The 19,145-nt window shown below is 67.9% G+C and carries 16 protein-coding genes and 1 tRNA gene; 8 read left to right on the top strand and 9 right to left on the bottom strand.

The genetic code is table 11. The annotated features are described in order from the left end of the window. Window positions 1-128: 128 nt before the first annotated feature. On the bottom strand, window positions 129-539 hold the full coding sequence (locus FB563_RS20955; protein WP_234357673.1) for a DUF6415 family natural product biosynthesis protein: 411 nt from the start codon (window positions 537-539) through the stop codon (window positions 129-131). Between the two features lie 267 nt (window positions 540-806). Here FB563_RS20955 and FB563_RS20965 point away from each other — a divergent pair, with 267 nt between their 5' ends. Together FB563_RS20965 and FB563_RS20970 are read left to right on the top strand one after the other, a co-directional pair. Beyond that, window positions 807-2,195, top strand: coding sequence for an NsdA family TPR-like regulatory protein (locus tag FB563_RS20965; protein ID WP_199832771.1), 1,389 nt, complete (start codon window positions 807-809; stop codon window positions 2,193-2,195). A 72-nt stretch (window positions 2,196-2,267) separates the two neighbouring features. Then, window positions 2,268-2,750 carry an SAM-dependent methyltransferase gene (locus FB563_RS20970; protein ID WP_055705413.1) on the top strand — a complete coding sequence of 161 codons (483 nt, stop codon included), beginning with the start codon at window positions 2,268-2,270 and terminating at the stop codon, window positions 2,748-2,750. 74 nt (window positions 2,751-2,824) lie between these two features. Here the strand turns inward: FB563_RS20970 and FB563_RS20975 are convergent, their stop codons facing one another. Then, window positions 2,825-3,295, bottom strand: a complete 471-nt coding sequence (locus FB563_RS20975; protein WP_055705414.1) for an ATP-binding protein — start codon at window positions 3,293-3,295, stop codon at window positions 2,825-2,827. 300 nt (window positions 3,296-3,595) lie between these two features. Between FB563_RS20975 and FB563_RS20980 the strand changes: the two genes are divergently transcribed. Next, window positions 3,596-4,924 carry an NsdA family TPR-like regulatory protein gene (locus tag FB563_RS20980; protein ID WP_063797047.1) on the top strand — a complete coding sequence of 443 codons (1,329 nt, stop codon included), beginning with the start codon at window positions 3,596-3,598 and terminating at the stop codon, window positions 4,922-4,924. 3 nt (window positions 4,925-4,927) lie between these two features. On the opposite strand, the gene FB563_RS20985 is transcribed toward FB563_RS20980, so the two are convergent. Both FB563_RS20985 and FB563_RS44115 read right to left on the bottom strand, forming a co-directional pair. Beyond that, window positions 4,928-5,959, bottom strand: coding sequence for an NAD-dependent epimerase/dehydratase family protein (locus FB563_RS20985; RefSeq protein WP_079048680.1), 1,032 nt, complete (start codon window positions 5,957-5,959; stop codon window positions 4,928-4,930). A gap of 84 nt (window positions 5,960-6,043) precedes the next feature. After that, entirely contained in the window at window positions 6,044-6,352 is a 309-nt protein-coding gene (locus FB563_RS44115) for a DUF6087 family protein (protein WP_079048681.1), read from the bottom strand. 299 nt (window positions 6,353-6,651) lie between these two features. Here FB563_RS44115 and FB563_RS20995 point away from each other — a divergent pair, with 299 nt between their 5' ends. Beyond that, window positions 6,652-6,957, top strand: a complete 306-nt coding sequence (locus tag FB563_RS20995; RefSeq protein ID WP_055705415.1) for a MazG nucleotide pyrophosphohydrolase domain-containing protein — start codon at window positions 6,652-6,654, stop codon at window positions 6,955-6,957. A gap of 353 nt (window positions 6,958-7,310) precedes the next feature. Then, complete coding sequence (locus tag FB563_RS21000) at window positions 7,311-9,386, top strand: SpoIIE family protein phosphatase (protein ID WP_055705416.1); 2,076 nt, start codon at window positions 7,311-7,313, stop codon at window positions 9,384-9,386. A 373-nt stretch (window positions 9,387-9,759) separates the two neighbouring features. On the opposite strand, the gene FB563_RS21005 is transcribed toward FB563_RS21000, so the two are convergent. The 4 genes from FB563_RS21005 to FB563_RS21020 are packed head-to-tail and all read right to left on the bottom strand — an operon-like array spanning window position 9,760 to window position 14,079. Further along, window positions 9,760-10,401 (bottom strand): TniQ family protein, encoded by a 642-nt coding sequence (locus FB563_RS21005; protein ID WP_055705417.1) that lies wholly within the window; start codon window positions 10,399-10,401, stop codon window positions 9,760-9,762. Continuing rightward, the gene (locus FB563_RS21010; RefSeq protein ID WP_107100577.1) at window positions 10,392-11,444 is read right to left on the bottom strand and encodes a TniB family NTP-binding protein; all 1,053 of its coding nucleotides are present in this window, start codon (window positions 11,442-11,444) and stop codon (window positions 10,392-10,394) included. The genes FB563_RS21005 and FB563_RS21010 overlap by 10 nt, the downstream gene beginning before the upstream one ends. Further along, window positions 11,441-13,330, bottom strand: a complete 1,890-nt coding sequence (locus tag FB563_RS21015) for a Mu transposase C-terminal domain-containing protein (protein WP_055705418.1) — start codon at window positions 13,328-13,330, stop codon at window positions 11,441-11,443. Before FB563_RS21015 ends, FB563_RS21010 begins: the two co-directional genes overlap by 4 nt. Then, entirely contained in the window at window positions 13,327-14,079 is a 753-nt protein-coding gene (locus tag FB563_RS21020; RefSeq protein WP_055705419.1) for a TnsA-like heteromeric transposase endonuclease subunit, read from the bottom strand. Before FB563_RS21020 ends, FB563_RS21015 begins: the two co-directional genes overlap by 4 nt. 863 nt (window positions 14,080-14,942) lie before the next feature. On the opposite strand from FB563_RS21020, the gene FB563_RS21025 reads away from it, so the two are divergent. After that, window positions 14,943-15,140 (top strand): helix-turn-helix transcriptional regulator, encoded by a 198-nt coding sequence (locus tag FB563_RS21025; protein WP_079048682.1) that lies wholly within the window; start codon window positions 14,943-14,945, stop codon window positions 15,138-15,140. Then, complete coding sequence (locus tag FB563_RS21030) at window positions 15,140-16,534, top strand: tyrosine-type recombinase/integrase (protein WP_055705420.1); 1,395 nt, start codon at window positions 15,140-15,142, stop codon at window positions 16,532-16,534. Before FB563_RS21025 ends, FB563_RS21030 begins: the two co-directional genes overlap by 1 nt. Window positions 16,535-16,784: 250 nt before the next feature. Here the strand turns inward: FB563_RS21030 and FB563_RS21035 are convergent. Beyond that, window positions 16,785-16,860, bottom strand: a tRNA-Arg gene (locus tag FB563_RS21035). A gap of 273 nt (window positions 16,861-17,133) precedes the next feature. On the opposite strand from FB563_RS21035, the gene FB563_RS21040 reads away from it, so the two are divergent. Continuing rightward, window positions 17,134-18,744 (top strand): dynamin family protein, encoded by a 1,611-nt coding sequence (locus tag FB563_RS21040; protein ID WP_055705421.1) that lies wholly within the window; start codon window positions 17,134-17,136, stop codon window positions 18,742-18,744. Window positions 18,745-19,145: the final 401 nt, after the last annotated feature.

The following is a 19,145-nucleotide window of genomic DNA, read 5'->3' on the forward strand; positions in this document are numbered from 1 at the left end:
GGGGAAGGGCGGTTATGCGTGCTGGGGCGCCAGGTCGGTGCAGGTCTGTCGCGGCAACCGCGGGGCCGAACGGGGTGCCGGAAGAGCGACCGCGCTCGTCAGCCCGATGACGACGGCTTCGGTCGCCGTCATGTCCGCGGCACCGAAGCAGCCCAGACCAAGCAGGCGAGGGCAACGACGAAGACCGCCCCGCGCAGCACGTTGATCCGCGGCTCCCACCAACGCCGCCTGCGCTCTTGGAGCATCGCCCCGGGGCCGACCCCTACATACGCGACCAGTTCCTGGGTCGCCTCGGCGAGCTGGACCAGGTACACCCGGCTGGGCATGTAGCCCTCGGGGATGCTTTCGGAGCAGAGCTGCTGTGCGCGCAGCAGGGCGGGACTGCCCGGGGTGGTGCGTGCGCCCAACTGGGCGACGTGACCGCGCAGAAGGCGAACGAGGTCCTCCACATCCCTAGCGCTCTCGGGCAGCGGCGAATCCTCGCCCAGCACGAGCGTCACCGTCTCCAACGCGGCCACCACATGATCACGCTTCGGCACCACGGTGACGGACTCTCTCCGCCCACGGCCGCCTACGAGCTGGCTGTCGCCTCGGCGAGGGTCCAGCGAAAGTCGCATGACACAACTCCTGTTCGGATCAAGCCAAAGTGAGCCGAGATCGTCGGGTGGAACCGACGACTGGCGTGCGAAGTGAGTGACCTGGCCGCTACGTTGAGCGAACCGTGAATCGCTGCCGAGCGATATGCCCGCACCGCCCGCAGGGCCGTCAAAGGCGTCAAAGATCATTTCGGAACCGAGGGGCAGTCCATGGCCCGTGAACGAAACGTCGCCTTCGCCGCACTTCTGCGCGAAGCAGGCTGGTCCCAGCCGCAAGCAGCTGCCGCAGTCGCCCGCGTGGCCGCGGAGAGCGGCGTGCGCGAACTCGACGCGATCTCCCGCTCGCACATCGCCATGTGGGTCCAGGGCACAAAGCCCAGTGGCAGAGCGCCGCATATCCTGCGCGAGACGCTGTCCCGCAGACTCGGCCGCCACCTCACCCTGGCCGACCTCGGGCTGGAAGAAGAGCCGACAGGCACGACCGACAGCGGTTCCGACTGGAGCGTCAACCCTCTGACCGCACTGGCCGAGCTGGGAAGCGACGATCTCGACATGCACCGACGCAAGCTGCTGGCCACCGCCGCCTACTCCGCCGCTGGCCTCGCCCTGCCCACTGCCTCCTGGTGGGCAGACGCCCCTGCCGCAGCCGCGAACCGCCGACCGGCATCGCCACGCCCGGTGACCCAGGTGGACATCGACGACATCCGCGACCTCACGGAGTACTACTCCGCGCGTGACCAGCAGCGAGGCGGCGCCTCCGGCCGCAAAGCCCTGGCAAGCCACCTGCTCGATGAAGCGGTGCCGCTGCTCAGCGGTCGATTCCGCACAGATCAGGTCCGCCGCGACACGTACTCGGCCGTTGCCGAGATGACGTACCTCGCCGGCTGGATGGCCTTCGACGCCAGCGAACACCGCACCGCCCAGCGCTACCTCACCAACGCCGCCCGGATCGCGGCGGAAGCAGGAGACGGACCGCTCGGCGGCCATGTCCTGCGCGCCCTCGCCCACCAAGCCGTGGACCTCGGGCATCCACGCAGGGCGCTCGCCCTGGCCGACGCCTCGATGTCCCGGGACCACTACGGCCAGGCCAGCCATCGGGAGAAGGCACTGTTGGCGATCGTCCACGCACGCGCACTCGCGGCCGACGGCGACCGGGCCGGCGCCCTCGCGGCCATCAGCCGCGCAGAGCGGGACCTCGCCCGCGCCGACAGCAACGAAGCGCCGGCCCGCGTCAGCTTCTTCCAGGAAGCCTCCCTCGCCCACGAGACTGCCTGCGCTCTGCGCGACATAGGCCAGCCCCTCGATGCGGAGACCCACTTCAAGCGCAGCGTTGCCACCCGCCGACGCCAGCAGTACGCCCGAACCCACAGCGTCACGCTCGGCTACCTCGGCGCTGTCCAGGTCCAACAGGGCCGCCTCGACGAGGCGTGCGCTACCTGGAGCCAGGCGCTGGACGCCATGACGGGTGTCCAGTCCGGTCGTGCCCGCGACGTCATCGTTCGCATCCAGAGTGACCTCTCGCCAGTTCGGCAACGCGGCGGTCGCCAGGTAACCGAACTGGACCGCAAGGCCCGGACCATGCTGCGGGCCATAGGCTGATCGGGACACGGGCTCGTGGCCCCCTACGGCAGCTCGTGGATCCGCGTCTCCAAGGGAGAGGAACCAGTACCGGTGACGAAGTTCGAGGTCGAATCGATCGCAACGGTCGTCGGTGGCCACACGCGCGTTCAGGACGACTACCAGGGCGGAGTCGAGTCGGTCATCCGACTCAACGAGGCATACCCCCTGGAAACCCTGCAGGGCATCGACGAGTTCTCCCACCTGACGGTGACGTGGCGCTTCCACCTGGCGCAGCCCGATGACGTCCAACTCCACGCCCGCAGCCCCCGGGGCAACCCACAGTGGCCGGCGACCGGGACATTCGTCCACCGCAATCACCGGCGCCCCAACCAACTGGCTGTCAGTTACCCGAGGCTGCTGGGCGTGGACGGTCGCGACCTTCTGGTGACGGATCTCGACGCGGTCGACGGGACGCCGGTCTTGGACCTTGCCCCGTACTTCCAGGAGATGGGGCCCCGCGGCACTGTCCGCGAGCCGGCCTGGCCGGGCGAGATGCTCGCCGACTACTGGCGTGACGCGGCGGAACGCCCGTAAGCCCGCCCGCCGTAACTCGTCCAGGGTGGCGTCTCCGAAAGCAATCGCGGCCGTCGCCAACTGAGACGCGTCGTTCATGCCGCGCTCCCGGCGCTGTCACAGCGGAACTCGCACCAAGTCTCCTTACCGCTACTGCCCCACTTGTCAGAGAAGGCTTCGACGAGGGCTATCCCTCGGCCACACAGGTCTTTCGGGCCAGCCTCTGTCAACACCGCAGGGGCCGGGTTCTCGTCGGTCACCGAGACCGAGATCGTCCCGCTCGCGACACGGACCTCCAGTTCAACTTCGCCGTGGCCATGCTCGATGGCATTCGTGACCAGCTCCGAAACCACCAACACCACACTGTCGGCGAGTGACCCCCTCAATCCTGACCGTCCCAGGAAGGCCGCCGTCGAGTTGCGCATATCCGCGACCGCCGACGGATCGGGCAAGAACGCGGCCTGAAAAGCGTGAGCCTCTTCCGGAGCGGCAGAGTCCGGCAACCATGCGGGGGCACCCTGCTCGGCTGCCCGCAAGCAACTACGGAGGGCGGTGCTCTGGCTCATGGTGGTGGCCTCGGCTTCGTGGGGAGTTGCAGACCGGCCCTCGCTGCCTCAAGACACTCAACGCGGCGACGGCGAGGGGAGATCAAGGTTTCCCCTGCGAGGCCGGGGCCGCCATGTCACCGGGGGTATCACCTGCATCCCGCCGGGTGACACGGGTATCACCAACATGTCATCTGGGCCCCACATGCCGCCAAGATCTCTGCGGGGGCACGTGCTGGGTGATAGTTGAAGTGCGGGGCGTGTCGTCTGCAGGCCGATACGGGCCTCCCGTTACCACTGGCCAGAAGGGAGCGGTTGGAGATGGAAGCACGGACGCTGCTTCAACTGCTGGTCTGGGAACGCGGCTGGGCGTACCCGCGCTTCAGGAGGGAGTACGAGAAGGCCGCGAAGGAGCTATCTACCGCGGCTGGCGAGCCCCCTTCCACCGCGACGGTAGAGGAGCAGACGTTCCGCCGGTGGACTGCCGGGCGAGTGAAAGGGCTTCCAAACCAGCCAGCGCCCGAGGTTCTTGAGTACATGTTCGGGCACAACGCCCGAGCCCTTCTCAGCCCACCGAGTGGGCCACCTTCGGGCGCTCGCTATGTACCTACGATCAATGAGAGTGATCTTGCAATGACTGCTCGGGATGCCGCTTCGCATGCCGGGGACGCTGCGTCCCTCAGCGTGCCGGATATGACACTCGACCAGCTTGACGACGATATCGTCGCCCTGGCACGCGAATACAACCGAACGTCCCCTGTTGAGGTCTATCGCAGGGCGAAGGAACTGCTGGGTATCGCGCAGTCGCTGCTGGAGAGGACCCAGGTGCCCCGTCAGCGTGAGCGTGGCTACCTGGCGGCGGGTCAGTCGGCCGCCGTACTCTCCGCGATCTGCTTTGACCTGGGCTCTCTACCCGCCGCCGTTTCACTGTCACGCACGGCCGCGTTGTACGGGCAGGTGATCGAGCATGGTCCACTCCAGGCGTACGCGCACGGCGCGCTGGCGTTTCTCGCGTTCTGGGGCGGCCGTCCAGCAGAGGCCGTCCGTCTCGTCCGCACTGCGCAGCAGTTTGGAGGGCTCGGCGACACGGCCATGACGCGGCTGCTTGTGATCGAAGGACGTGCGCACGGTCACCTGGGAGACCACGTATCCGCGAAGAGGGCTGTGCGAAACGCCCTTGAGCAGAACACCGGTTCGCGAGACGAGCTGCACGATGACGTTGGCGGCGAATTCGGATTCCCGCTCGACCGAGTCGCCATGAGCAATGCCACGACATACCTCCTGCTGCGCGATGCTGACGGCGCTGAGGAAGCTGCCGAGCAAGCTCTCCAGCTCCTCAGCGCGAAGCCTGAAGGCCAGCGTCCGCTGCTGATCTCAACCCAGGCGCACGTGGACCTCGCCCGTGCTCGACTGCTCCGAGGCGAATTGGATGGCGTTCAGGCCGCCCTTGAGCCCGCCTTCAGCGTGCCCACTGAATGGCGAGGAGCCGGGACACTCGAACGCATGGCGGCAGTACGCGCTGGTCTGAGTCAAGCGGACTTCCGTGGTGCGCCGGAGGCCATCGCGCTTGGCGAGCGGATCGAGGACTTCACGGCGGAAGCGTCGGCGCAACGGCTGGGAAGCACACCGCCCCTGGCCATCGAGCCCTAATCCTCACGAGGCCAACTTCGCAAGGATTTCCTCCTCCTTCTCCGTCGAGATGCCGTGCTCGGCCCAACGGGGGTGCTCGACGGGCACACCGCCTGACTGCATCCACTCCCACGTGGCCGCCACGGTCTCCGCTAGGGGCCGGCATCGCAGCCCGGCCGCCTGCGCCCGCGTCGAGTCCACGTTCCAGACACCCGCATGGGTGCGCCACAGCGGCAGTTCGGTCCACTGCTGCACGCCGTGCTGGACAAGAAGATCATCGGGTGCCCAGACCAGCCGCCCCCCGCTCCCGGTGACATCGAGACAGGCCGTGAGGAAGCCGCCCATCGTCTCCTGCCCCAAGGGTGCGGTGACGTTGAACTCTCCGCCATCTGGGGAAAGTGCCTGATCGAGCGCGAATGCGGCTACGTCCCGCACGTCCACGGGCTGGATCGACTTGTCGGGGTGCCCCGGTGCGAGGATCGCCCCACCCTTGGACGTGCGCCGGAGCCACCAGGGCAGGCGGCCCACGTACTCCCCGGGGCCCAGGATCACGCCGGGGCGCAAGATCGACACCCGCGGAGTGCCGAACGCTGCGAGAGCGGCACGCTCTGCGCCAGCCTTTTGACGACCGTAGTACCAGTCGGGTCCGTCCCAGTTCGCCGGCAGCCGTCCGAAGTTCACATCGGCGTCGGGCGGTGCGTCCAGCAGTTCGGAGGACTCCGTCAGTGGCTCCTCTGGCCACCCTCGGTAAGCGTTAACGGTCGAGATGTACACGTAGCTGCCCGCCACGGGCTCCAACGCCTGGGCGCCGGCCAGCACATCGCGCGGGGCGAGCTCAGACGCCGAGGTGTCGATTACGGCATCCCAAGGGCCTGCTTCCCCCAGATGGAGAAGGTCCGCGTGCACGGTGCGGTCTCCGTGGATCTCATGCGTCCCCTCCGGAGCAGTACCGGACCTACCTCTGTTGAAGGCAGTCACCGACCAACCACGATCAAGCGCAGCCTGAGCGACGGCCCGCCCGAGGAACCACGTTCCACCCAGCACGAGAATCTTCATGGTGCTGATCCTGCCCGTTCGCTCCACCCTTTTGCTACGGCTCTATTGAGCAGGCTCTGGCCGGATCACGAAGGCCACCGGCAGCTAGGTCTGATTCTTTGGGCCCGGCTTGCGGTGCCGCCCTCGACCAGCCTGGAGCGGCTGCGCCTGGGACGCCGGCGTGGTCGGCGGCTCCTCGTCTCGCGGATACAGGAGGCGCTGTGCCGCAGCCAGGTTCGCTGCCGACGCGTATGGCTCCCAGGAGCACCCGTTCCACCGCTGGATGACACGGGGTGAGTCGGGGTGCAGATGTGCTCCCTTTGGGCCGTCACCGGACACCAGTGGGACGGCCCGGAGGCGTCCGATCTTCGCGTCGCGGCGTTTCGCCCACTCAGTCAGGGGCTCGTCGTCCATCCTGCTTCCCTAAGCTTCCGGTCCTCGTGCTCCAGCAGGGTAGTGCGTGCCACTGGCGATCGCGCTCCCTCGATCAGGTGAGGTGGTGGCCCCGGCGGGAGGCCGCGAGCCCTCACGAAGTCGCCGCGCTCGTCACCGGCTATCTACCACGCTCGCGGATTACACCAAGGTGCTCGCCCTCGACACGGGTAGTTCTCGAACTCCCGTCAGCCGGGTGAACGACGTCACGGAGCCGGCACTCCGGGCAGGCGGTTCCCGCTAGGCTGCGGCAGCACCCGCTGCATCGCTCCGGAGGGCTCGTGGACATCTCATCCGCCCAGAAGCTCGCCTGGGAGAACAAGCTCGTGAAGGGCTTCAACACCACCGACGTTTCCCTGGAGTTCGGACTTCTTACGGCCGAGGTCAGCGAAGCCTTCACCGCTTGGCGCAAGGGTCTCCCCGACCTCGGAGAAGAACTGGCCGACGTCTTCCTCTACCTAACCTCCGTGGCAGAGATGAACGGGCTGGACCTCGACTCGGAGGTCGCACGGAAGATCGAGAAAAACGTGAGGCGTACGTACGAGCGCAACGAACACGGAGCGCAGATCAGGACGAGCGGCGACTGAGCGCTGCCCTCGCGGCTCGCGGCTACAGCCTGCCCGGTGGGTCTGGTGACCGTGCTCTCGTCCGGTCGTTCTCCCGGGGCGTTGCCTCGGTTGGAAGACACACGCGATGGGAGTGATCCTTGTGCACTGCGGCCAGCAGGTGAGCGCAGCTCCGCGCAATGATTCGTTGTCGGGCAGCGACCGGCACTGCGACGAGACCAGGCCACCCGCCGCCGACGGAGTCAGGCCCGACATAGCCGGGGCCGGGGACTGCGTGGGTCACCCTGAGTGGGGGACGATGGAGGCACGGGCAGGGAGCGCGAGCCCCTGCGCACGAGACACATCGTGACGGCACCGAGAGGGGGTGCCCCGGGATGAGCCCCACGGACCCGCTGCTACCAGCCGCCAGCCAGGCGGCTCCTACCGCGCCGCCCGGTGGTCTGCTCGACGTGCTGAACGTCGCCGCCGTCGTCCTGGACGCCGACGGGCGGATCGTCCTGTGGAGCCCGCAGGCCGAGGAACTCTTCGGCTACACCCTCGACGAAGCCCTCGGACAATACGCGGGTCGGCTTCTGGTCCACGAGGAGCATCTGGACCAGGTCATCGAGCTGTTTGCCCAGGTCATGGGAGGCGGCGGCAGCTGGGCCGGAGTGTTCCCCATCCGGCACAAGGACGGCAGCACCAAGCTGGTCGAGTTCCGCAACATGCGGCTGATGAATGATCGCAAGGACCTCTATGCCCTCGGACTGGCCTCCGACCAGGCCACGCTGCGGCGGGTCGAGCGAGACCTGGCACTGTCCACCGGGCTGGTGTCCCAGTCTCCGATCGGCCTGGTCGTCATGGACACCGATCTCCGGTACGTCGCCGTCAACCCGGCCGTGGAACGCATCGACCGTCTGTCCGCGGCCGAGCTTGTTGGCCGACACGTCCACGACGTGCTGCCGGACTTGGACACCGAGACCATCGAGGACTCGATGCGGCAGGTCCTGTCCACCGGCGTCCCGATCCTGGACCAGGAAATCGTCGGCCGCACCCCCGCCGATCCGGATCACGACCATGCCTGGTCAGTGTCCTACTACCGGCTGGAGGACCCAGGCGGCAAGGTACTCGGGGTAGCCAAATCCATCGTGGACGCCACCGACCGCCACCGCATGGCCGCCGAAGCCCATCACGCGCGGCGACGGCTCGCCCTCATCGCCGACGCCTCCGTACTCATTGGCACCACCCTCGACCTCAACCAGACCGCCCAGGAACTCGCCAACATTGTTGTCCCCGACCTGGCCGACATCGCCGCCGTCGACGTCCTCGACACCTTCCTCACCAACCGCAGCCCCCCGCGGCCCGGTGCCCCAGCACCGTTCAGAGCACTCGCGGTCAAAGCGGCCTACACCACCGCCGTCGATGCCGCCGACGCGGTGGGCGAACTCGCCCGCTACGACGCCGACCGTCTGGTGAGCCAGTGCGTGACCTGCGCCGAACCGGTCCTCATCGGACACGTCGAGAACAGCGACCTGCCACGCATCGCCCGCAGCCCCCAGGCCGCCACCATCCTCGCCCGCGCCGGCCTCCACTCCTACCTCGTCGTCCCCCTCATCGCCCGCGGCAACGTGATCGGCGCCCTGGACCTGAAACGCATCCGCAACCCGCTGCCCTTCGACGAAGACGACATGGTCCTCGCCGGCGAGCTGGCCACACGCGCCGCCGTGTCCATGGACAACGCCTGCTGGTATCAGCGCGAACGCGGCGCCGCCCTCACCCTTCAACGCAGCCTCCTGCCACAAGATCCCCCTCGACACCCAGGGCTGGAGATCGCCCACCGCTACCAGCCCGCCGCAGCCACCAGCGAAGTCGGCGGCGACTGGTTCGACGTCATTCCCCTGCCCCGGGACAGGACCGCCCTGGTCATCGGCGACGTCATGGGCAGCGGTCTCAACGCCGCCGCCACCATGGGACAGCTCCGCAACGCCATCCGAGCCCTCGCCGACCTTGACCTCGATCCCGCACGCCTCCTGCACCACCTCGATCGCAGCTCCACGGGCCTCGACCAGGCCATCGCCACCTGCGTCTACGTCACCTACAACCCCCGCCGGGGACAGTGCCGCATCTCTACCGCAGGCCACCTGCCGCCCGTCCTGGTACGTCCCGGCCGGGCGCCCGAGCTGCTGGACCTTCCCACCGGCGTTCCTCTCGGCGTCGGCGGCGTCGCCTTCCACACCACCAGGCTCCGCCTCCACCCCGGCGATCAGCTCGTCCTCTATACCGACGGCCTCGTGGAGACTCGGGACCAGCCCATCGACAGGCGCCTGGGCAAGCTCCTCGAATTGCTTGCCAGGCCCCAGCTGTCGCTGGCGAGAACCTGCGACCTGCTCCTGGGAGCCCTGCGGCAGGCCGAGCACACTGACGATGATGTTGCCCTGCTCATCGCACGAGCCCGGTCCTCTGCCGACTGAGGCGCGATCACACCGAAACGATCAGATTCGGGCCGCAGAGCGCGGCTGTTCTCAGAGCCCTGGGGGCGAAGGCCGCACCGTCTGCAGCGTCGACGCTGCGTATGACGACACCAGCGGCCAAGTGCGCATCACGGCAGCCGTGTTCGACCGGAGGGCGGCGCAGCGGTGAGGGGTGAAATCGTCAGGCCAGTGGGGGGAAGTGGCAGGCCGTGGTCGACGAGGTCGCGCAGAGGCTCCGACGGTGGCGCTGGCGGATTACTCCCGGGATAGGTCAGGGATGGGCGGCTCACGCGGTGCGGCATCACGCATTCTGTCCTTTGACATCGAAGTTAGTCGGGTGCAGTGCGCTGACCTGGGGCGACTAGGTTGGATGTCAAGGGGAGGCTGACCGCTTCTTGCGCTGTCTGCCGGATCGCGTGTAGTCGATGTAGTGGCGGATGCTGTGGTATTTGACCAGGTAGTCGTGGTCGTCCATGAGCTCGATCCAGATCTGCCTCTTGTTCAGCCCTCTGCTGATCATGTTCTCGATCAGGTCGGCGAGTTCGCCGGTGATGGGGTCGGCCAGCTGTCCCGTCTCTGTGGTGGTCAGGCGTGGGGTCTCCAGGGCGAAGCGGATATCCCAGCAGCGGAGGTTGTAGCGCTTGGCGAGCGTGTGGATCCGTGTGCCTTTCAGGGCTTCTTGGGCGATGCGGTGCGCCAGGTCCTGGCGCCGGGCGAAGGGATTCTTCCTGGGCAGGCGGCGGCGTGGCCTGTTGGCGCCGCCCAGGGCGCTGGCGTCGGCCAGGGCGCGTTCGAGTGCCTCGGGCGAGTGGCCTGCGACCGTGGCGAGGTGTTCGAGGAGCGGCCTGGCGAACCACTGCGGTGGGCCGGAGAGATAGCAGTGCAGGAAGCTGGGCTTGAGATGGTTGGCGCGGGCCAGGCGCCGGATGTACGAGTCGGAGGATTCTCCTAGGCAGGGGCGGAGGCGGACCGGTAGGGGTGCATACCGGGGCGGCAGTTCGCTGTTCATCGGCATGTTGCGGTCTTCGTGGCCATCGAGGCGGTGGTGTGGGCGGTGTGGTCGAGCGGAATGGCCTGCAGACTCTTCTTGGTGATCTTCTCGGTGCCGGTGAGGATGGCGTCGAGGGCGGCTCCGCGGATGGCGTGTGAGAGGGATCCGATCATGCCGCCGGTGTGGTCGTGGAGGAAGCGGTCCAGGCTGGTCAGCGTGCCGGGGCGGTGGTCGTGGAGCCGGAGGGTGTCTTCCATGGTGGCGACCAGACCCTTCCATTCGCTGTTGTAGGGGAAGGGGCGGGAGGGGATCAGGGTGAAGCGGCCGGCGATCTGGGCGCCGCGTGTCCCGGACAGCAGGCTGGATTCGGCGATGTCGATGCCGGCATAGATGAAGGTGGCGGGCAGGCGCTCGGAGAAGTACTTGAGGGTGTCGGCGACTTCGGCGCCGTGGCGGCTGGTGAGTGAGATGTTGTGGAGCTCGTCGACCAGCACCAGACCGGTGCGCGTGTCGGTGCAGACACCGACCACGGCCTCGATGATGTCGGTCATGTTCGAGCGTGCCCGCACCGGCAGTCCCAGGAAGCGGGCGAACTCGGTTGCGATCATGCGGGCCGTCGCGGCCGGCGGGACGGTGACGTAGACGACCGGGATGCGGTCGTTGACGTGTGGGTGCCGGGCCCGGTCAAGGAGTTCGTGGGAGCGTCCCAACTGGGTGATGGCGATGGTCTTTCCGGTGCCTGCGGGGCCGGAAACGATCAGCCCGCGGCGGGCGCTGATCGCGTGGCGGTTGAGCAGGACCAGCCGACGGCCGCAGATTGCCGTCTTCTCGACGAACGAGGTGGCGATCGTGAGCATGCGGGCGTGATGGTCCAGGCGGTCTTCGTCGTAGAGGTCCCGCTCGGATACTGGCATCTGCTGCCAAGCGCTCCGGGAGGCCAGGTCCGGGGGTGTGGGCGGCCCGTCGATGAACCTGTGCCATCCAGTCAGGGTGTTCAGCTGTCGGTCGGCCTCGGCGTCGGCCTCCCGCAACACGGCTTGCCGGGCTGTCAGCTTGGAGAGGGTCACGGGCGCCTCCAGGGGTTGGCGAGGGGGTCGAACAGACCTAGCGGGATGACCTTGGCCGGCGAGGTGTCGGTGTCCTCATCCGTTGGTTCGCGGTCGGTCGGCGGATCGGGGATCTCCCGGTCTGGGGCGGTCGCCCGGGTGCGGGCGGCAATCCGGCGATCTTTCTGAGACCGTTTGGCCGGAGGGTCCTTCTCATCCTGGGGGCCATCGTGGGCGCGCTGGAGCAGGGCGGCCGCCGCATCCGCGATCTGTGCCTCGTTGCCGTCCTGGACCTGTTGGCGGGCGTGGTCCCAGGCCATTTCGCCGAACGGGACGCCGACGCGGTGCAGGTGCCGCCAGAACACCGTGATCCACCGGTCCCTGTCGCCGCGGCGGTCGCGTACCCAGATCCGGGAGACGTCGTAGGGGTCGTGGTGGATCTCCCACAAGCCGTTCTTCTCTGCGATGCCGGAGCGCTGACGGCGCAGCGGGTTCAACTCCGGGCTGTCGTAGGTGCGGTGGTTGATCTTGATGCCGTAGGCGTTGATCGCCTGCCACCGTTCCGGCAGCAACTCGACGTAGTCCTCACCGCTTAGTGCGGCCGGGACGTAGCCGCTCGACTCCAGCAGCATCGCGTACTTCTCGTTCGGCGAGAACGCCCGCCTCGGTGCGTCGGGGTCGCGCAGGGCGTCGTGCGGCCGGTTCTGCCAGACGGCGACGATCCATTCGTCCAGCAGTTCCTGCAGCTCGGGCAGCGACCACAGTGGGCCGTCCTCCAAGTGCCGGCCGCGGCGGTCCACTGACCGGCCGGTGTAGCCCGCGACGAACTGCGCGAACAGCGTCGCCACCGACCCCAGGGTCTTCTCGATCACTCCTTTCTCGAAGGGCGACGCCTTGTGTGTCGGCTGCAGCGTAATGCCCAGAAAGCGGCAGGAAGCGCGGAAGTTGTTCGAGATGAACAGCTTTCCGTGGTCGCAGACGACCGTCTCCGGAACGATCACCGGCCTCGCCGCCGCATGCTCCAGCCGCTCGTCCAGGGCCAGCAGTCGGCGGTGCGGCAGTACCGACCTGGACATGCGCAGCGACTCCGACCAGCCCGGACGCATCAAGTCCGGCGTGATGCTGCGGGCCACCAGGGCGGAGGCGTCGGCCGCCTTGGTCGTCGGCCGCAGCACCGCCGCAGTGATCGACCTGGAAGCGATATCGACCAGCGCGGTCAACTCGACCTTCTCCGCGATGCCGTCGTCCAGCCTGACCAGGACATCCAGCGGACTGGAGTCGATCTGCATCAGCTCGCCCGGCGCGATGGCCGGGACTTCCCCGAACGGGCCGGCCGGACGCGCATGCAGCGAGCGGCGCGTAGTGGCAGAGCCGGTCGCGTGTGTCCCGGCGGCCAGTTTGTCGAACAGCCGGTAGAGCGTGCGCTCGTGGGGCAGCTCGATGCCGTCGCCATCCTCGCCGGATGCCAGGATCTGCTTGGTCCGCCAGATGGTGAATCGGACTGTCCTTGAGGAGGCATCGGTCGTCTCGGCGATCGCTTGCCGCATCGCGTTGACCACCGCCGGCGCGATCTGGCCGAAGGGAGGCAGCTGCTTGGCCGAGCGGCCGTCGGCCAGCCCAACCAGCCCGTCGCGGTGATAGCGCTGGCGCCGCTGCTTGACGCCGCTGGCCGTCATCCGATGGCCCGCCGCCGTCAGCTCGGCCGCCTTGGCCCGCTCGCGTTCGGCCAGCGAGTGCAGCCTGGGGTCGAACTCCGGCCGCGGCACCGCCCCTTGGGGAGCATCCGGCGGCAGACCGTGCAGTACCTCCAAGATGTGCCCCTCCCACCAACGGGCCTGGTCAGCAGCCGTCTTAGGGAACTCCGCGATCCGGGCAGTCGGCGGAACCCGCCGCCCCTCCTCCGTCATCCGGCACCCCCACCGGCCAGGCGCACGACCGTGCGCGGCCCCAGCAGTTCGACCGCCATCCCCTCGGCGGACAACTCCTGCTGCCACAGAAGGTGGAACAACACGGGCAGCGTCGCCAGCCGGTCGCCGACGCTGTCGGCCCCGGCCATGAGCGGTCCCGGTTGCGAGAAAACCTCCATCAGCCGGGCCGCGACCGGATGTTGCCGGCAGCGGGGGTGACGGTAACGCGACAGCCACCGCACGTTTGCCAGCAGCACCGTCTCCGGGGTCCCCACCCGCTCGAAGCCCCACCCGGCCTCGGCGCAGGCCCGGCGCGTCACCTCGAACGCTTCGGCATCGCGCGGCGCGATGCAGTCGTCGGCGCGGACGTCGACAACCATGGCCGAGCCATCCGCGCGGCGCACGAAGAAGTCCGGGGCATGCCGACGCTCACGCGTCCCGTCGTGCCAGTGCAGCCAGAACGGCTGGGAGGCAACACCCACCACAGCCGGGTCGAAATCCATGAGCACGAGACGGTCCCGCTCCAGCCACGACTCGAAACCGACATGCTGCCGCGTCGTCGCCGCCCAGTACCAGCCCGGGAAATAGCGCCCTCCTGGCGGCCACCGAAACGGCCGTACCGGACGAGCATCCTCGAACCTGACCGACACACAGTCCAACAGCGGACGCCGCAGACGCTCGCGCTTGCCCACCACACTCGACACCTCGACGTACGGTGCCGTCCCTTCCGACCCAGCCGATACCGACATACGACACCCCCAGCCTGCTCACCCCTCACGACTAGATTCACTGTCAAAGAAGCCGAAACGACTGGGTTCGCTGTCAAACGCCTCGATTGGATGACAAAGCGACTGGGTTCGCTGTCAAAGGACACATTCGCCTACGGCAGACGAGAAAGAGCCCCACGGGACTGGAACCACCTTCGGGACCATGTCAACGTACAACGTCCCGGAAAACGCAGCTCATAGGGAGGAGCGGGATTCTTGGCCGACTGGCAGACGGGCCGCTCACTGCGGCGGTCTTCAGCCCGCGTTACTCACATTCGCAGTCGAGGCGCCCCAAGAAGGTTCATCTGTCGAATCACCGAAGCCGAAGTTCAGGGAGGACCTGGCCCGGCGTGCGTACCGGCTTGGCCGCCTGCTCTTGCATGCAGCCAGAACCTGCGCGGGTCCGTAACTCGTCCGAAGCTAGCGCAGGTTGGCACCCCGAGGTAGGACTCGGACGGTGAACGCGGACGGAATATAGACCATGATCGGCGGTTGGCCAAAAGCACGATCGTGGAGAGCATTGAGGGTGTTCGCATTCGGCTGTGCTTGGCGGTGGAGCCGTAGCGGACGCAGGGCAGCGCCGCAGGTTCGAGAGGAGACAAGGGCGGCTCTGACCTGCTGCTTTCTAACCTCGACAGCGTGCGCCTGCTGACGTGCGGCGACTCTTCGTGTGACGCGCTCGGTGTCGGGGTTGTCAATCCCTCCCTGTAGCGCCACGTCCCTGAGCAAGGAACTCCCGTCATGCGCCGATCTGCGATACCCCCTGCCCTTTTTCGGCTTCGGTCAGCGGCTCCCCCTTACTGGCTTGCCTTCAGCAAGCGTGTTTTGGAGTGCGGGGTGGCCTCGTGGCGGTAGCAGTCCGACAGGGGCAGAAGCTCACGGTCGACGAGGTCTGTGCCGAGCTCCAGATCGCCCGATCGACCTTCTATGACTGGCGCCAGAAGGGGCGCGGGCCGCGCTGTATCCGACTGCCCAACGGCTCCTTGCGGATACGTCGCGACGATTTCGAAAATTGGCTTATGGATTGCGAGGACCCTTCCTGATGGACACCAGCTCGTTGGACGTTCGCTTCTACCCGATAGAGACGAACAAGCGAGCCAAGGGCAACACCTACACCGTCCGTTGGAAGGTCGCCCACAAGAAGCACAGCAAGACCTACAAGAAGAGCGCGGTAGCCGACGACGAGCGCTCGAAGCTGATGTCCGCGCACAGGAAGCGCGAGCCGTTCGACATCGAAACGGGTCGGCCGATCTCCTGGACGTCCAAGGCCGCCGAGGTGAATTGGTACGACTTCGCGGTCGAGTACGTCGACTGGAAATGGCCCCGCTCTTCCGGTAACACCCGGAAGAACATGGCCAAGGCGCTCACGCCTGCGACCATCGCCCTGCTGCGCACGCCGCTGCCGAAGCAATTCGAGCCGGTGGAGGTTCGCAGGGCGCTGCGGGAGTACGCCTTCAACGTCAGACGGCGCACCGACCCCGAGAACCCGGTGCCGGCCGAGGTGCAGACGATCCTCGACTGGGTCCAGCGCAACGCCCTCCCGATGAGCGCCTGGGAGAAGACCGAGACGGTCGACAAGGTCGTCACGGCTCTCGGCACCCTCCTGGATGGGACGGCGGCAGCCGCCAGCTCGGTTACGCGCAACGACCGGATCATGAACCTGGTCATGGCTTACGCGATCAGGCACAACTACCTGAAGGCCAACCCTCTCCCGAAGGGCAAGGGGGCGCGCACCGCGCCGAAGGTGGCACAGGCCATCGACAAGCGCTGCCTGCTGAACCGCGACCTGGTCGCCAAGATGCTGGACTGGATAGGCAGGCGTCCGCGACGCGGACGCCTCTACCGGGCCTTCTTCGCCACCCTCTACTTCGCAGGGCTTCGCCCCGAGGAAGCCGTCGCCCTCCGTGTGGGTGACGCCACCCTGCCCGAGACAGGGTGGGGCGAGTTCCTCGTCCATGAAGCCCAGCCCGAAGTCGGCAGCCAGTGGACCGATACCGGCGAGGTCCACGAGGAACGGGACCTCAAGGGCCGGGGCGAAGGCGACACGCGCATCGTCCCCATCCACCCCACGCTCGTCGCACTCCTCCGCGAGATCATCAAGGAGTACCGCCTCAAGCCCGCCGACCTCCTCTTCCCTGGGGAGAAGGGCGGCATGCTGGCCGGCTCGGTCTTCCGGCGTGTCTGGGCGAAGGCACGCAAGGAGGTCCTTACCGAGCACGAGTTCAAGTCGCCGACCGGCAAGCGCGTGTACGACCTGCGTCACACCTGCCTGACGACCTGGCTCAACAACGGCATCCCGCCGGCCCAGGTCGCGGAGTGGGCCGGAAACAGCGTGCCGGTGCTCCTGGCGATCTACGCACGCTGCATCGTCGGCCAGCTGGACGACTACCTGAGACGGATCGAAGACGTCCAAGACCTCCCGAAGGTGGCGGCGTGAAGAGCGGCCTCGGAACCCTACGAAGATGGGGTCCGAGGCCGCTCTGCTGTGTGCCCGGAGGGGGCCGGAAGGCGGTCCCGCGCGCGCCGATTTTGTGGGACGTATGTGGGACGGACACCCGTAGAAGCCCGATTTTTACCGGTGTCAGCCGGACTCCGGCCCTGGCGGAGGGAGGGAGTCCGATTCTTCTGAAAGACCGGACAGACGCAGTCTGACCTGCGAAAACTTCGCCAACCTGACGGGGTGTCAGTGGCGCCCCCGGCAGGACTCGAACCTGCGGCCAAGCGCTTAGAAGGCGCCTGCTCTATCCACTGAGCTACGGGGGCCTGGTGGCGGGTCCAAGGATAAAGCTCCCCGTTCCTCGACCCTGTCGCTTCGCCTCCGTGGCTTGATGTGGAGGTCTGGTGAAGCGATCCCGATAATCGCAGGCAGGTACGAATCGTGCATCGCTTTTGGCGTCCGGCGCCCCGGGTGTTGTGCACTCGTTATGCCTCGGCTGTACCCATGTCCCAGTCATCCCTTCCGCCCTTTCTGCTCCGTCGGCGCGCAGACATGTCTATATGCTTCAGAATCACCCTAAAATTGGGCATTCTTCGCATGTGGTGACCTTGGACGTTCGGCCTCAGCTGCTCGACACACTTTCCGCACTGCGCGACCGTGTCGCCGCCGCACGCTTTCCGCTGCCTCTGCCGGGAGCCCCACGCGCGCGTGCGAACCGCGACGAACTCCTCGCGCAGCTCGACGACTATCTGGTACCGCGCCTACGGGAGCCCGAGGCGCCGCTGCTGGCCGTCGTCGGCGGCTCCACCGGCGCCGGCAAGTCGACGCTCGTCAACTCGCTCGTCGGCCGCCGGGTGAGCGAGGCCGGTGTGTTGCGGCCGACCACGCGGACGCCGGTGCTTGTCTGCCATCCGGAGGATCATCACTGGTTCAGCAGCATGCGCGTGCTGCCCGGTCTCGCGCGCGTGTGGGGGCCCCAGGAGGATCCCGACGACATCCTCCTGACCGGCGAGGGCGAGCCCCCCGCGCGCGTGCTGCGCGTCGAGACCGCGGACACCGTCCCGCGCGGGCTCGGGCTCCTCGACGCCCCCGACATCGACTCCCTGATGGCCGACAACCGTGTCCTCGCCGCCGAGCTGATCTGCGCAGCCGACGTCTGGATCATGGTCACCACGGCCGCCCGCTACGCCGACGCCGTCCCCTGGCACCTGCTGCGCACCGCCAAGGAGTACGACGCCACCCTCGTGACCGTCCTGGACCGGGTGCCCCACCAGGTCGTCTCCGAGGTCTCCCGGCAGTACGGCGCCCTGCTCACCAAGGCCGGGCTCGGCGACGTACCCCGCTTCACCGTGCCCGAGCTGCCCGAGTCCGCCTGGGGCGCCGGCCTGCTGCCCGCCACCGCCGTCGCACCGCTGAAGAACTGGCTCATGCACCACGCCCAGGACCCCGCCGCCCGGGAGCAGGTCATGGCCCGTACGGCCTACGGTCTCCTCGACTCGCTCAAGTCCCGCCTGCCCGAGCTGGCCGGTGCCGCCGCCGCCCAGTACGCGGCCGCCCTCCGGCTCACCGCCGCCGTGGACACCGCCTACGACAGCGAGCACGCGCGCGTGCGCGGCCGGCTCCAGTCCGGCGCCGTACTCGCGGGGGACGCCCTCAAACGCTGGCGGGCCTTCCCCCTGGACTGCGCACCCGGCGAACTCCTCGACGCACTCGTGGCGAGCCTGGCCGCACTGCTGCTGTGCTCCGTCACCGCCGCCGACGAGCGCATCGACGAGGCCTGGCGGCGCGAACCGGCCGGAGCCGACCCGGCCCTCGCCGCCGGCGAGTCCTCCGCGGAGAGCACCGAACACCGCATCGGTGTCGCCGTACGGCGCTGGCGGCGCGAGCTGGAGGAGTACGCCGAGGACGAGGTGCGCGAACTGGAACGGACCACCGCACCCGACCCGGAGCTCATCGCCGCCCTCGTCGCCACCGCACTGCTCGGCGGACGCCGGGCGCGCAACGCGGGCGAGGGGCTCGCGGAGCGGATCGGGGCGCACGGCGCGCTGCGGCTGCGCGACCGGGCCGGGCGGCTGCTCAACGACCACGTGGACCGCGTCATGCACGCCGAACGCGAGCGGCGCCTTGCCCCACTCGACGCCCTGGACGTCCACCCGGAGCCCCAGGCCGAACTCATCGCCGCGCTGTCCGTACTGCAGAAGGAGAGGTGACCGGTGACCGCCGTCACTGACCAGGACCACACGGATCACATCGACCACATGAGGCACGCGGGACGCATGAGGGACATCGAGCACGCAGGCCACGGCGGCGAGACCGGTACCGGGAACGTGGGGCGCGGTGGTCACCCCGAGCCGGGGCTCGTGGAGCACGTCGACCACCTGGAGCATGTCGATCGCCTGGAGCACATGCACCAGTTCGAGCACATGGACCGTGTGGAGCACATGGACCGTGTGGAGCACATGGACCGCGTGCAGCAGATGGATCGCGGTGAGTCCGTGGAGTACGCGGAGTACCCGGAGTACGTGGACCACGGGGAGCGTGTCCCTCACGGCGCTGGTGCGGCCGAGCGTGCGGAGCGTCTTCGGTGTGGTCCGAACGGGGTGGACCACGG

This window comes from Streptomyces puniciscabiei (assembly GCF_006715785.1).
GTDB classification, from domain to species: domain Bacteria; phylum Actinomycetota; class Actinomycetes; order Streptomycetales; family Streptomycetaceae; genus Streptomyces; species Streptomyces puniciscabiei.

Excerpts from the sequence above, each read along its gene's own strand:
- FB563_RS21005 (WP_055705417.1), bottom strand. The coding sequence starts at position 10,401 with ATGCCGATGAACAGCGAACTGCCGCCCCGGTATGCACCCCTACCGGTC.
- FB563_RS44115 (WP_079048681.1), bottom strand. The coding sequence starts at position 6,352 with ATGGACGACGAGCCCCTGACTGAGTGGGCGAAACGCCGCGACGCGAAG.
- FB563_RS21015 (WP_055705418.1), bottom strand. The coding sequence starts at position 13,330 with ATGACGGAGGAGGGGCGGCGGGTTCCGCCGACTGCCCGGATCGCGGAG.
- FB563_RS20985 (WP_079048680.1), bottom strand. The coding sequence starts at position 5,959 with ATGAAGATTCTCGTGCTGGGTGGAACGTGGTTCCTCGGGCGGGCCGTC.
- FB563_RS21020 (WP_055705419.1), bottom strand. The coding sequence starts at position 14,079 with ATGTCGGTATCGGCTGGGTCGGAAGGGACGGCACCGTACGTCGAGGTG.
- FB563_RS20965 (WP_199832771.1), top strand. The coding sequence starts at position 807 with ATGGCCCGTGAACGAAACGTCGCCTTCGCCGCACTTCTGCGCGAAGCA.
- FB563_RS21000 (WP_055705416.1), top strand. The coding sequence starts at position 7,311 with ATGAGCCCCACGGACCCGCTGCTACCAGCCGCCAGCCAGGCGGCTCCT.
- FB563_RS20975 (WP_055705414.1), bottom strand. The coding sequence starts at position 3,295 with ATGAGCCAGAGCACCGCCCTCCGTAGTTGCTTGCGGGCAGCCGAGCAG.
- FB563_RS20980 (WP_063797047.1), top strand. The coding sequence starts at position 3,596 with ATGGAAGCACGGACGCTGCTTCAACTGCTGGTCTGGGAACGCGGCTGG.
- FB563_RS21030 (WP_055705420.1), top strand. The coding sequence starts at position 15,140 with ATGGACACCAGCTCGTTGGACGTTCGCTTCTACCCGATAGAGACGAAC.